The 13,256-nt window shown below is 37.3% G+C and carries 11 protein-coding genes and 1 tRNA gene; 7 read left to right on the top strand and 5 right to left on the bottom strand.

Annotated elements, in window-relative coordinates; translation table 11 throughout:
• A tRNA-Arg gene (locus G3I01_RS12885) sits at positions 1-74 on the top strand.
• Positions 75-243: 169 nt separating this feature from the next.
• On the opposite strand, the gene G3I01_RS12880 is transcribed toward G3I01_RS12885, so the two are convergent.
• A complete protein-coding gene (locus tag G3I01_RS12880) occupies positions 244-957 on the bottom strand; it encodes a glycosyltransferase family 2 protein (protein ID WP_219548516.1) in 714 nt (237 codons plus the stop codon).
• Between the two features lie 233 nt (positions 958-1,190).
• On the opposite strand from G3I01_RS12880, the gene G3I01_RS12875 reads away from it, so the two are divergent.
• The 4 genes from G3I01_RS12875 to G3I01_RS12860 all read left to right on the top strand — a co-directional run bounded on the left by G3I01_RS12875 (position 1,191) and on the right by G3I01_RS12860 (position 6,347).
• The gene (locus tag G3I01_RS12875) at positions 1,191-2,135 is read left to right on the top strand and encodes an NAD-dependent epimerase/dehydratase family protein (protein WP_219548514.1); all 945 of its coding nucleotides are present in this window, start codon (positions 1,191-1,193) and stop codon (positions 2,133-2,135) included.
• A gap of 397 nt (positions 2,136-2,532) precedes the next feature.
• On the top strand, positions 2,533-4,383 hold the full coding sequence (locus G3I01_RS12870) for a tyrosine/phenylalanine carboxypeptidase domain-containing protein (RefSeq protein WP_219548512.1): 1,851 nt from the start codon (positions 2,533-2,535) through the stop codon (positions 4,381-4,383).
• Positions 4,380-5,426 carry a glutathione synthetase gene (locus G3I01_RS12865; RefSeq protein WP_219548510.1) on the top strand — a complete coding sequence of 349 codons (1,047 nt, stop codon included), beginning with the start codon at positions 4,380-4,382 and terminating at the stop codon, positions 5,424-5,426. The genes G3I01_RS12870 and G3I01_RS12865 overlap by 4 nt, the downstream gene beginning before the upstream one ends.
• 9 nt (positions 5,427-5,435) lie before the next feature.
• The gene (locus G3I01_RS12860; protein WP_219548508.1) at positions 5,436-6,347 is read left to right on the top strand and encodes a succinylglutamate desuccinylase/aspartoacylase family protein; all 912 of its coding nucleotides are present in this window, start codon (positions 5,436-5,438) and stop codon (positions 6,345-6,347) included.
• Positions 6,348-6,376: 29 nt separating this feature from the next.
• Here the strand turns inward: G3I01_RS12860 and G3I01_RS12855 are convergent, their stop codons facing one another.
• The 3 genes from G3I01_RS12855 to corA form a co-directional block, all read right to left on the bottom strand.
• Complete coding sequence (locus tag G3I01_RS12855; protein WP_219548506.1) at positions 6,377-6,697, bottom strand: hypothetical protein; 321 nt, start codon at positions 6,695-6,697, stop codon at positions 6,377-6,379.
• A gap of 78 nt (positions 6,698-6,775) precedes the next feature.
• Entirely contained in the window at positions 6,776-7,918 is a 1,143-nt protein-coding gene (locus tag G3I01_RS12850; protein WP_219548504.1) for a lactonase family protein, read from the bottom strand.
• A gap of 16 nt (positions 7,919-7,934) precedes the next feature.
• A complete protein-coding gene (gene corA, locus G3I01_RS12845) occupies positions 7,935-9,017 on the bottom strand; it encodes a magnesium/cobalt transporter CorA (protein ID WP_219548502.1) in 1,083 nt (360 codons plus the stop codon).
• 222 nt (positions 9,018-9,239) lie between these two features.
• Here corA and recQ point away from each other — a divergent pair, with 222 nt between their 5' ends.
• Positions 9,240-11,342 (top strand): DNA helicase RecQ, encoded by a 2,103-nt coding sequence (gene recQ, locus G3I01_RS12840; protein WP_219548500.1) that lies wholly within the window; start codon positions 9,240-9,242, stop codon positions 11,340-11,342.
• A gap of 1 nt (position 11,343) precedes the next feature.
• Here the strand turns inward: recQ and truA are convergent, their stop codons facing one another.
• A complete protein-coding gene (gene truA, locus G3I01_RS12835) occupies positions 11,344-12,132 on the bottom strand; it encodes a tRNA pseudouridine(38-40) synthase TruA (protein ID WP_219548498.1) in 789 nt (262 codons plus the stop codon).
• A 148-nt stretch (positions 12,133-12,280) separates the two neighbouring features.
• Here truA and G3I01_RS12830 point away from each other — a divergent pair, with 148 nt between their 5' ends.
• Positions 12,281-13,150: an AraC family transcriptional regulator gene (locus tag G3I01_RS12830; protein ID WP_257710589.1), complete on the top strand. Its 870-nt coding sequence runs from the start codon at positions 12,281-12,283 to the stop codon at positions 13,148-13,150.
• Positions 13,151-13,256: the final 106 nt, after the last annotated feature.

The following is a 13,256-nucleotide window of genomic DNA, read 5'->3' as shown; positions in this document are numbered from 1 at the left end:
GGTGGCATAGCTCAGCTGGATAGAGCACCTGCCTTCTAAGCAGGCGGTCCCAGGTTCGAATCCTGGTGCCATCACGAAAAGCCACGTTTTTAACGTGGCTTTTTTGTTTTTATCTACACCCCTATTTCTTAAGAAATTTCAGTAATCAAAAAATAAAAATGCAACATACTCTGTTGGAGAAAATTCAACAGAAAGTACGCTTTAAGAAAGCAAGAGATAGTTTTTAATTAGCCCAATAGAAGATCAGGACCTTTTAGAAACATTATAATTAATATAATTCTTCTTCATCCACAAGTAAGCGAAGCAGTCCATAAGAGGTTTTATCAACCTATTCCTTAGACCAAATTTAGGTGTGCCAGCCATTCTAGGGTAATGTTTAATGGGGACCTGCTTTATCCTTCCACCCTGCAACATGATCATCGCTGGAAGGAATCTGTGCAGCCCTCGAAACATAGGGATACGTTTCGCATAATCTGTTCTAATGATCTTTAAAGGGCAACCGGTATCATACATACCGTCATGGGTAAACCAGTTTCTTACGGTATTTGCTATTAAAGACGATAAATTCTTGATCCCGGAATCCTTACGCTCATGTCTGAATCCATTAACCAACTCATAATTACCGATCTCCTCCAATAGAAGATCAAAATCAAATGGATCTGTCTGAAGATCTGAATCTATATAACCTGTTAGGTTGGTAGTAGAATAATCGAACCCAGCTTTAATGGCAGCACTAAGACCACAGTTCTTTTCAAAACTGATAAAATTAAATTCAGGATTACGATCACAAATCTCGATCATCAGGTTTTCAGAATTATCCTTAGAACCATCATTCACCAGCAGGATCTGGCAATCAATTTTAGATTTAAGAGCATATTCTTTCAACTTTTCCTCAACACGTATTAGATTCTCCTCTTCATTATAAACAGGAACGATGATGGTGAGATTATAATCCATTCTAAGAATTTAAAATTTGCGCAAAAATAGTTGTAATAATACTAAAAGACAATCTTTTGAAATTTTTAAAGGATTGGTTTAAATATTCCTGGAAAGTGGAAAATAATGCGGTATTTGAAGTGTGGTTACTTTATCAATAAGAGCTTCTTAAATTTAAAAGTTAGTAAAAGCTATGTTTTCTGCGGGCTATTGATTTATTTTGCCTGATTTTTGATTTCAAAATTGTAATAAATATGAATGTTTTAGTAACCGGTGCCGCTGGATTCATTGGATCTCATTTTGCTGAGAAAATAGCTTCCCTTGGTTTTAAGGTTATTGGAATTGATAATTTTTCAGAATATTACAGCAGGGACCTTAAAGAGAAAAATGCTGGCGACCTGGAATCAAAAGGAATCCGGGTAATCAAGCATGACCTGTGCGATGGAGATTTCAATAACCTTATAAAGGAAGATATCCATTATATATTTCATTTTGCAGGTCAACCAGGAATCTCTGCAAAATCAACATTTGAATCTTATCTAGAGAATAACTTTATAGCCACTCAAAATCTTTTAAATTTTGCCCTGACTCAAAAGAAGCTGAAATTATTCGTGAATCTAAGCACTTCTTCTGTTTACGGTAAATTTGCAACACTTGCCGAAGACGAAGAAACCAAGCCGGTTTCAGATTATGGAGTCACTAAATTAGCAGCAGAGCAACTGGTTTTGTCCCGGTCACGGTCAAATCTTTTAAAAGCCTGCTCCTTAAGATTATTCTCGGTATATGGGCCACGAGAAAGACCAGATAAATTATTCACCAAACTAATAGATTGCGCCATCAACGATAAGAACTTCCCATTATTTGAGGGAAGTACCTCCCATATAAGAAGTTTTACTTTCGTAGGTGATATTATAGATGGGATTTTAGGTGTAATTGGAAAGGAAGATATTTGTGACGGTCAGATCTTCAACATAGGCTCAGAAAACGAACACACTACCCAGGAAGGTATCGATATTATTGAGAAGATCACTGGCAAAAAGATAAAATTTGATCACTTACCAAAAAGACCTGGTGACCAGCTTCGTACAAGCGCGAATATCGATAAAGCTAGAAGGCTTTTGGGCTACGATCCAAAAACTACATTTTATGAAGGTTTGGAAAAGCAAACTGAATGGTTCAGAAAGAATTGGGTGAAATAACTTACCTGTTCAGTAATTAAATAAAAAGTCTTTGATATCAACTTTCCGTTATATCTGGAATCTGATTTCCAGACTCTAATTTATTACCATACTCATAATAAAGCCATAATTCCTTGTATTCAGCAAGTCATAATTTCTTTTAAAAAAATGGATTGGATTTAGTTCAAATTTTCAATTTGTCCTTTTTACTCTGAATTATCTTCTCAAATTATTGATAATAGCACATAAAAGCTTTCACATTAATTAATAAGCTTTCATAAAGTATTGTCAAAAGGTTCCTTTTAGAAGGTCAGACCTGCAAAACTTACTAAATTAGGTAGTACGATTATTTCAAACCGATCAATAAACCCTTATAAATAACAGCATCAGGCCGTTATTTGTGTAAGTTTTCAAAATAATGCAGGAAATACCTGACCTATCTGAAAATTCTATTGAACAAATTTTAACAATTCTCAAAGAAGAGAAAGAGATAAGTTGTCGCTTACCTGATAGGGGAATTTTACATATAGAGAAGGAACTTCCCTACCTGGTGATTTACCGTCGAAAACCAAATGATAAAGGCACTAGAAGATTTGTAACCAATGAATCTTCTTACATGGTAATAGGAAATGAAGAGTTCAAAGGATACCAGAAATTACTTTATAAAATTTCAGACCAGATTTCTGCCGAAATGAAATCGTACCTCTTGTTTGAGATATATGCGGGAGATATAGATTCAACAAAGATTAAGATCAAAGGACCGGCACAGAGGTTACCTTCCACCCTGGACACATTACAGGAAGAGTTTTTAAAAATAAATTCAGAATTTACAGGTTTATACCTGGACACAGAGATTCTGGACACTCCCAACAGGCAACCCGAAGGCTCTCAACCTCTTATGAGTATCGAAGATGCCAAGAATTGCGGGGCTGTTGTCGTAGGCCTTGAAATACCACCGATATACAGAAATGATGAGAACCATTTATATCCGGTATTTTTCAGGAATTTCAAAGATTACCTAATCAAAGTGATCCACCGCTCTTTTTTTGAATTCATAAGAGTTCAAACTTCCGGCGGTGTTGCCAGTTTCAATGCACTGGGCCGAAAATATCTAAAGCAGATCGTATTTGATATAGACAAGCAACTGGCCAATATTGAAAAATCTTATCAATTTCTATGGCTGGTATCCCCGGCTAATATCCATGATATTAAAAAGCAATTCTTCGAGAGTAATTATGAGAAAGTGATCGATTACCATTACAGGTTATTACCTGTTGATCCAGATGTTCTTAAAAGGAAACTTTACAATCTGAAGCTTGAAGATATCGATGATCCTGCCATGTCCTATTTGTTCCGTGAAAAACGTGAGGAACTGGATATGCAGATCACCATGCTAAATGAGCGCGGAACCAGGAACTTCATGTATGATAGTATCAGGCTATACAAAGGTGTAGAAAATAATTTATGCGAGGAAGCCAGAAATATTCTTGAAAACGTTCCGGAAGAATCAGAATCTGAAGTAGATGAACTTTTAGATGCAAAAGCTTTCAGTAGTATGGCTCGAAAGGAATTCGATTATTTCAGGAAACAGGATGAAAACTTTAAATGCAAGGTACACATCAGGAAAGATGTAAATGTGATGATGGTTTCGCACGGTGAATTATACATTCCGGCAGATTATAAAATGAATCGTGTAGAAGCTGAAGCTCTCATACAACATGAGGTGGGAACACATGTTTTAACCTATTATAATGGTAGCAATCAACCCTTGAATCAGTTAAGTATTGGTCTGGCAGATTATGATCCGCTTCAGGAGGGACTGGCCGTAATGTCTGAATTTATGGTAGACGGACTTACCGCGAACCGGCTTCGAATTCTGGCAGGAAGAGTGATTGCTGGACAGGCTTTAATGGACGGAGGAAATTTCCAGGAAATATTCAGATTATTGAAATTAGATCATGGATTTTCTCCAGAAAGAGCTTTCAATATTACCTCCCGCATCATGCAGGGCGGTGGTTTTATGAAAGACATCATCTATTTAAAAGGCCTTGTATTATTAAAAGAACATTTAAAGAATGGCGGTGAATATGAACCTCTTTTAGCCGGTAAATACGGTATAAAGCACACCGGGATCATTAAGGAACTTACAGATAGAAAAGTTTTAAAACCTGTACAGGTAAAGCCTAGTTACCTGCACAGTGAAAAAATGTACGAAAAATTAGAATTAATCAGGCAGGGTTTAAGCCTGTCACAAATGGTATGTAAATGAAAATATGTTTTGTATTAAATGATATTGAAAGTGAAAAAAGCGGAACTTCGGTCGCTTTAATGTGTATGGCCCATCAAAGAGGTCATGAAGTTTATGCGATGGGAGTTGGTGATTTTAATTTTCACCATGACTCGCCTATCACTATCAATGCCACGCAGGTGCCTAAAAATACCAAAACCAAATCTCCAGATAAATTCCTGGAAGCTTTACAGGGTAAAAAAGCAAGGAAAAAGCAATTAGATTCCACCAAACTGGATGTATTGTTCATTAGGAACAATCCAACCGAGGAAGAAGGAAGACAATGGGCTGAACAGGCTGGTGTAGCATTTGGAAGAATGATACAACAACAGGATGTTTTGGTTCTAAATGATGCTTATGCTCTTTCCCATGCTTTTATTGATAAATTGTATTTCGAGGAATTACCTGAAGAGATCAAACCAGATTCAATCATCACTAGGGATAAAGACCAGCTTTTAGATTTCTGGGAGAAACAGAATAAGAAAATGGTTCTAAAACCATTGGAAGGTTCTGGAGGACAGGATGTATACCTCATCGATGAACATGAAAAGAATGTAAATCAGATCATAGATCATTTGAGCTCTCAGGGATATGTCATTGCTCAGGAATTTTTACCTGCGGTAAAGGATGGTGATGTTAGAGTTCTACTTCTTAACGGAAAAGTTATGGAAAAGGATGGAGAAAAAGCAATTATTAGACGAGTAGCCGGAGAAGGTGAATTCCGAAGTAATTTTGCCCTTGGCGCTACCGCAGATAGTAGTGATCTAACTCCAGCCATGAAAAAGATCGTTGAATTAACCGCACCTAAATTAATTAGAGACGGACTCTTCTTTGTAGGTCTGGATATCGTTAAAGATAAACTCATTGAAATAAATGTTCTTAGCCCGGGCGGAATGGAGCATTTCAAGGATATCGGCCTACCACCTTTTACAGATTATGTAATTGAAGCGATCGAAAGAAAAGTTGAATATAAAAAGGCATACGAAGGTCAGCTAAGCAATCGAACCTTAGCTACGATGGACTAAAATATTGTTATGAGCATAGAATTGAAAAAGGATATTCCAAGGATCATAGGGAAATACAGTTCTGGTAAAAAAGGCCCCCTGCTTTTTGTGACGGGCGGAATTCATGGAAATGAGCCAAGCGGTGTCAAAGCTTTGATAACAGTTTTTGAAGAACTTGAAAGAATTAAGCCTGAAATTGATGGAACGATTGTGGGAGTTTCAGGAAATAAAAAAGCGTTAAATCAAAATAAACGCTATATAGATGAAGACCTCAACAGAACTTGGACAGAAGATAATGTAAAAAAAGAATCTCCCGATTCTCATGAGGAGAGAGAGATGTTCGAGATCATAAATGTCCTGAAAGAGCAATCTGAAGGCGATTTTACAAAACGATATTTTTTAGATTGCCATACCACTTCTTCAGCGAGTCTCCCCTACATCTCGGTACAGGAAGTGAATGATAATGATGAATGGGCACATAAATTCCCTACCTATATTATTAGGGGATTTAGTGATATCATTACGGGAGATATAGATCATTATTTAAGCAGGATAGGTATGACTGGTTTCGTTTTTGAAGCTGGACAGCATACGGATAAAACATCCCAGGAAAACCATGAAGGTGTTATTTGGCTGGCTTTAAAGGAAGCTTGCAATTTTGACTTAACAAAAATTTCAACCTATCCGGAATGTGTAGATAGTTTTGCAAAGAAAAATGCACCGGAACAAAAAACCTTTGAGATCATATATCGCCATGGCCTGGAAGATTCGGATATTTTTGAAATGGAGCCGGGTTATGAAAACTTTCAAAAGATCAAGAAAGGGGAACTACTAGCAAAACAAAATGGCAATGACGTTGTGAGTGAATGGGATGCTTACATTTTTATGCCGTTATATCAATCCCAGGGAAATGATGGTTTTTTCGTAGTGAAAGCAGTATAAAATTCAAGGCCGGTATGCCCGGCCTTTTTCTATTCCTTAACGATCCCAATAACCTCACCAGTGCTGCAATTTAACCGTAGTAATTCTTTACCAGTTAATCCATACATACCAGAAGGAACCCTGTAATCACCTTTACCATCATGTGATACAACCATGATGATCTCAACCCCGCTTCGAGGATCAACCAATGGACTTTTACACGAGGTGTCATCAAGACTTAAACCAGGTTTTGGCTCAAATGCCACAGGAGTATCTGTCGCAGGTCTGACTGTCTTTTCATTAAAATTTTGTGTAGTTCCACAACCGAAGAAAAAGGCCAGGAATAGCAGGCTGTAAAAAGTTCTTTTCATCTGATTTCAGAAATTAAATTAATCTTGAAATTAAATAAAATTCCAATTCAAATTTCTGAAAATCAATTTATTGAATAGTTATTTTACAAACTCAAGACAAACAGGCGTTTTTATCTGAAATACTGGTTCCTGTGGCTTCAATTTTCCAGTTTCTTCATTGATCTTATAGGTAGTAATATTCCCGGTATCCTGGCTGGCGGCATAAAGGTATTTTCCGTATGGTGAAATCGCGAAATTTCTGGGTGTCTTTCCTGCAACCGGAATATAATCCACATGGGTTAGTTTACCAGTTTCAGAATTGATCTGAAAAATAGCTATGCTGTTATGGCCACGATTGGAGGTATATAAAAATTTTCCAGAAGGATGTATATGGATATCCGCAGCTGAATTCCCCTGGCGATATGTTTCAGGTAATGCTGAGATATTTTGAAGATGGTTAAGACTTCCATCGCTTTTAACTGAAAAAGCACTTACAGTACTATTCAATTCATTTATCGAATATAGAAAACTTCCATTTTTAGCAAAGCTTATGTGGCGCGGGCCAGCACCCTTTTCCAACTCAATAGATTTCTCCTTGTGAGGTTCTAATTGGCCAGTCATAATATTAAAACGATAGATCCATATTTTATCATTTCCAAGATCGGCTATATAAGCATAACGATTATCCCCACTAATTTTTACAGAATGTGCATGCGCTGAGTCTGAATTTTCCAGTTTTAGCTCCTGGCTTTTCCCTAAACTACCATCAGATCCAATTTTATAGACCATCACAATCCCGCCCATATAATTGCTTACAAAAGCATATTTACCAGATCTATCCAGAGCAATGTGACAGGGGGCAAAACCACCTGTTCCAAGTTTTCCAATATTCTTTAAAGAGCCGTCCTCCTGAATTTCAAAAGAATGAACTACACCGCTATCACCATCCTTAGGTCCAAGTTCACTTACGGCATAAACATATTTTCCCATTTTGCCCACTTTCACAAAGGAAGGATTTATAAGCTGGGCGGCGGTACAAACGAATTCAAGATTCCCGGTTTGAGGATCCTGATTCAATAAATATATCCCTTCAGCTTTTCCATCCACGTGTCCTTCTTTCCTGGTATAGGTCCCAACGTAGATCTTATTTATAGAATCCCTTTTCTTTACCACATCGCTCTGCGCTTCCATAGGTTTAAAACAAGTAATGGACAGAAGACATAAAATTATCAAACTTCTCATAATATTGTATTTATGGTTATAACCATTTTTTTCTTTTGAAATAATAGAGCATTAATAAGAAAATAATGATCATCACTCCCCAAAGTACAAAGTAGCTATATTTCCATTGCAATTCAGGTATATATTCAAAATTCATCCCATAGATACCCGCAATGAAGGTAAGCGGAATGAAAATACTTGCCATGATCGTTAAAACCTTCATCACCTCGTTCATCTTGTTACTTATGGTAGTCATATAAAGGTCCATAAGACCCCAGATCATTTCCCGATAAATATCTATATGTTCTGAAATCTGAATGATATGATCATGAAGATCTCTAATATAATTGATGGTACTATTTTCTATAAGGCGAGTGTCCATTTTTTCTAATCTGCTTACTACTTCCCTTAAAGGAAAAACAGATCTTCTTATTCGCAATATCGTTTGTTTTAGTTCCTGGATCTCCTGGGTTACATTATCATTTGGTTTATTGATAAATAAACTGGCTTCCATTTCTTCAATGCGATCACTTATATCATCTATCACCAGGAAATAATTATCTATTATAGAATCGAGTAGAGCAAACATTAAGTAATCTGCAGACCTCCCGCGAATCCTTCCTTTCCCAGTCTCCAGTCTTTCCCTTACCGGGTCGAATACATCCCCATCTGATTCCTGAAAAGTTAATAGGTAATTCTTGCCAACGATCATACTTATATGCTCATTCTCAATATTACCATTCTTATAATAAAGCATCTTGGCGACTATAAAAAGGTAATCCTCATACTCTTCTACCTTAGGTCGTTGCCCAGTGTTCACTATATCTTCCATCACCAGTGGATGAAGTTCATAATATTCGCCCAGCTTTTCAATCTCCCTAACATTACTAAGACCATCAATATTGAACCAGGTGATCCTCTCCTCGTCTACGAACTTGAAAGCATCTTCTGTAGAAGTAGAAGTAAATCTTTCATATTGCTCAAGATTATAATCTATTACATCGAGTTTGGTTTCGCCAGAATCCTTTGTTCCCACGTAGGTCATGGTACCCGGGATCTGGTTTACAGTTTTGGTATTCTTGGGACGGCGAAGCAAGGATTTAGGTCTTTTAAGAGCCATATATAAGTATTTAAAAGCAATTTAATCAATAAGGTCAATTTCCAGACCTTGAAATCTTCCGATTATAAAAAGCAGTTAACCGAATTTAATTTTGATAAATGTAAGAATAATCCGCTAACACAAGGTTTTTAGATCACTTTGAGCTTCTCATTTTTGAAAAATAAAACTGAATTGAAGTTTAGAAATTGAATAAAATCTAAGCTTAATTTTACCTTTGCGCCTATGAAAGAAGCTGTGCTGTTAGATACCCTGAAAGAATATTTTGGTTACGAGAGTTTTAGACCTCTTCAGAAAAAGATCATAGCATCTGTTTTTGACGGAAAGGACAATCTGGTCATTATGCCCACCGGTGGTGGTAAGTCTATTTGCTATCAGTTACCAGGGATTTTGCTTCCAGAGATCACCCTGGTCATTTCTCCGCTTATTGCCTTAATGAAAGATCAGGTGGATGGGTTAAATGCCAATGGGGTTCCCGCGGCTTACTTGAATAGCAGTCAAGATGAAGCAGATAAGCAGGCTATTTTTCAAAAGATCGATAATAAGGAGATCAAATTACTATATGTAGCACCCGAAAGTCTTCAGTTCGTAGACCGGTTCCTCACCGATGGTAAGGTAAGCCTTATTGCCATAGATGAGGCACACTGTATTTCCAGCTGGGGTCACGATTTCAGGCCGGCCTATACTCAACTTGGTTATTTAAAGAATCGCTTCCCTTCTACTCCGGTTCTGGCGCTAACCGCTACTGCAGATAAAGCTACCCGAAACGACATCTGCAAACAGCTTAATATCCCGAATGCTAAGAAACATGTAGCCTCCTTTGATCGTAAGAACCTGAGTCTCGAGGTGAAACAAGGTATTAAACGTTTTGAACAGATCTCAGATTTTTTAAAGAACAGAAAAAAAGAAAGTGGTATCATCTATTGTTTAAGCCGAAAGACCACTGAAGAACTTGCTTCAAAACTAAAAGTAAAAGGTTTTAAAGCCGAAGCCTACCACGCTGGCCTGGATCACCTGGAGCGTTCACAGATCCAGGATGATTTCATCAATGACGAAAAACAGATCATCTGCGCGACCATCGCTTTTGGGATGGGTATCGATAAATCGAATATCCGCTGGGTGATACATTACAACATGCCGAAGAACCTGGAAGGTTATTACCAGGAGATTGGCCGTGCAGGAAGAGATGGATTACCATCAGACACACTTCTCTTTCATAGTTACTCCGATGTGATCCAGCTTCAGAAATTCGCTTCGAATGCCAAGAACGAAGAAGTTCAGCTGGCTAAACTGGATAGGATGAAGCAATATTCAGAAGCTCTGAGCTGCCGCCGAAAGATCCTCTTAAGTTATTTCGGGGAATACCTGGAAGAAGATTGTGGTAACTGCGATATATGCCGGAATCCACCTGAATTCTTCGATGGAACGGTAATAGCACAAAAAGCACTTTCCTGTATCTTCAGGTTGAAAGCTTCTGAACCAATTTCGGCCGTGATCGATGTTCTTCGTGGTTCCCAGAACGAAGTAGTAAGAAGAAGTAATTACCAGGAACTCTCTACTTACGGGATCGGTAAGGATATTTCCTGGCATCATTGGCAGCAATACATCATTCAGCTTATCAATTTAGGATATATAGAGATCGCTTTCGACCGCAACAATAGACTGCAACTTACCGAACAGGCTAAAAAAGTCCTTTTCGAAAATGAAAAAGTGCCTCTGGCAGATGTCAAGGATAAAAAACCACAGGCACAGGCTGAAAAAACTACTACTGCAAATAATTCCTTATTCGAAAGATTAAGGCAATTGCGACTGGAAATTGCCCGGGAAGAAGATATTCCTGCTTATCTCATCTTTAATGACGCTGCCTTAAAGGATATGGAAAAACAACGACCAATGTCAGATTCCGAATTCATGCTCATTAATGGAGTGGGAAGAAAGAAAATGGAGGATTATGGTTTTAGATTTATAAAGGAGATCATTGCTTTTAGCAAGGAAAAAAGAGAAAAGAAAACAAAAAAGAAGACCAAAAAAGGGAATACTTTAAAAGAAACCCTGTCTCTTTATAAAGATGGTTTAAGTGTAGAGGAGATCGCAAAAGAACGAGGCGTTGCCAGGAATACGATATTCTCCCATTTAATAAAACTCTATGATGAAGGTGAAGAAGTAAACCTGAAGCAATTCGTGCCTAAATCTGAGCTGCAATCCATTAAAACTGCCAAAAAGAAACTGGATAATCCCAGCGGACTAAGAACCTATTTTGAACATTTTGAAGAAGCTATTCCGTATGAAACCATCAAGATCTCATTAAAGATCCTGGAAAAGGAATAGGTCAATCGAATTCGATTTTATTTAATATTAATCCGGAAGCCGGGGCAATATAGTCCATTTGTAATTCGGGACTATCAGGTTTAAGACTATTACTGATGTCCTCAAGGCTTAACTCTCCCCTGCCTACCAGCACGAGGCTGCCCATCATGAGCCTAACCTGGTGACGCAAAAATCCGGAGGCATGAATATGGAAAATATAGGAACGCTCCGGGAAGAAATTGGCGGTATACTCAGTATTCTCTACCAGTTCAGATTTGATCATCTCTCTCTCAAAAGTGCTCTTATCTGAAACCCGAACGCAATAGTTTTTAAAATTATGTTTTCCCTGGAATAAGCTTGCGGCTTCCTTCATTTTTTCAATATCCAGATCTTCCTGGAAATTTGCCATAAAGGGAGCGCAAAAAGGATGAAATTTGTCCCCTACGCTAAACAAATAGGCGTATTCCTTGGTTTTGGAATGCTGGATGATATTGAACTTTTCATCTACTTCTTCTATACTTAATGCCCTAATATCCTGGGGAAGGTTTTTGTTGAAATCTTTCAGAAATTCATCCAGGTCTGCAAGAGGTTCATGATCAAGGAATAATTCAAAAGCAGATTCTTCTGCAGAAACCATGGCATCTGTCCTGCTAGTCCCAAGAATTTTACATTTCGCATCGGGCATGACCCATCTCAATGTTTTAGTGATCAAACCTTCCACGGTTTTTACATCTGGTTGTTTTTGCCAACCATGCAAACGGTAACCTAAATACTGAATCTTAATAAAATAATAGAATCGCTTTCGGAACAAATCTTGGATTTTGGCCAAAGATATTCATAATAATCTGCAAACCTAAAGTACTGTAGCAAGTCATTTCATAAGAGATTAATATTCTTATAATTAATCCCAAAATCACTAAATTTATATTGAGTAGATGATAGTTTCTGAATCGCTCCAGATGATCGTAGACATTTATAACTATTTCAAGAAAAGACCGGGATTCCATAAACTTATAGGAGAACAATACCTTATTGTTGAATATAAATGTCCGCTAGAAGTGGAAGACTACCAGTTCTGGACCGAGTCTAACCTTATAACTTTTGTAATAAGCGGAAAAAAGGACTGGATATCTGCCGGGGATATTTACCATATTGAAACTGGTGATGCCTTATTTATTAAGAAAGGTGTTTATACCACTAAACAATATCTTGATGTGGAGTATTGCGTTATCCTCTTTTTTATGCAGGATAGTTTTATAAAAGAATTCATATTAAATAATCCGGATCTTAACCTCACAAAATTTATCCCCAAAAATTCCTTTAACCAGGTTTACCCTATAGAAACTACCGAAACCTTTCAGTCTTTGGTTTTCAGCATTTTTAATTATTTCAAGTCTGGCGAAGATATACCCCGAAATCTTGTTGAAATAAAATTCAGGGAACTTCTTTATAATATTGTTCTAAACCCTAAGAACTCTGCCCTTATCAATTATTTCATTTCCCTGAAAGAACAGGCCGGATCGAATCTTGAAAATATCATGCTCAAAAACTTTCAGTATGATCTTAAAATAGAGGATTTTGCCAGGCTCAGCGGACGAAGTGTCTCCACATTTAAAAGGGATTTTAAAAATGAATTCAATACCACTCCCGGTAAATGGATCCTGGAAAAAAGGTTGCAAAGGGCGAAAAGCCTTATCGTGGGTACAAATCTTAATATAAATGAGATTTGCTTTGAGAGCGGATTTAAGAATCCGTCACATTTTAATGAAGCTTTTAAAAGAAAATATAAATCGACTCCGAGAGAATTCAGATTAGAAAATATCCATTAGTGATCCAAAAGACCCCTAGAGAAAATAAATTGAACTTAAGAGAAAATAGCTTCCCCCTAACCGTTCATAAATTTGACTATAGATAATCGCTAAAAAGACTGGTCTT

The organism is Gramella sp. MT6 (genome assembly GCF_019357415.1).
Classification (GTDB): domain Bacteria; phylum Bacteroidota; class Bacteroidia; order Flavobacteriales; family Flavobacteriaceae; genus Christiangramia.
Note: the sequence above shows the minus strand (reverse complement) of the source record. Positions and strands in the feature narration are given on the sequence as shown.

What these genes read in the sequence shown, in the direction of transcription:
- G3I01_RS12855 (WP_219548506.1), bottom strand. Translation starts at nt 6,697, where the DNA reads ATGAAAAGAACTTTTTACAGCCTGCTATTCCTGGCCTTTTTCTTCGGT.
- G3I01_RS12850 (WP_219548504.1), bottom strand. Translation starts at nt 7,918, where the DNA reads ATGAGAAGTTTGATAATTTTATGTCTTCTGTCCATTACTTGTTTTAAA.
- G3I01_RS12860 (WP_219548508.1), top strand. Translation starts at nt 5,436, where the DNA reads ATGAGCATAGAATTGAAAAAGGATATTCCAAGGATCATAGGGAAATAC.
- G3I01_RS12880 (WP_219548516.1), bottom strand. Translation starts at nt 957, where the DNA reads ATGGATTATAATCTCACCATCATCGTTCCTGTTTATAATGAAGAGGAG.
- corA (WP_219548502.1), bottom strand. Translation starts at nt 9,017, where the DNA reads ATGGCTCTTAAAAGACCTAAATCCTTGCTTCGCCGTCCCAAGAATACC.
- recQ (WP_219548500.1), top strand. Translation starts at nt 9,240, where the DNA reads ATGAAAGAAGCTGTGCTGTTAGATACCCTGAAAGAATATTTTGGTTAC.
- G3I01_RS12830 (WP_257710589.1), top strand. Translation starts at nt 12,281, where the DNA reads ATGATCGTAGACATTTATAACTATTTCAAGAAAAGACCGGGATTCCAT.
- G3I01_RS12875 (WP_219548514.1), top strand. Translation starts at nt 1,191, where the DNA reads ATGAATGTTTTAGTAACCGGTGCCGCTGGATTCATTGGATCTCATTTT.
- G3I01_RS12865 (WP_219548510.1), top strand. Translation starts at nt 4,380, where the DNA reads ATGAAAATATGTTTTGTATTAAATGATATTGAAAGTGAAAAAAGCGGA.
- G3I01_RS12870 (WP_219548512.1), top strand. Translation starts at nt 2,533, where the DNA reads ATGCAGGAAATACCTGACCTATCTGAAAATTCTATTGAACAAATTTTA.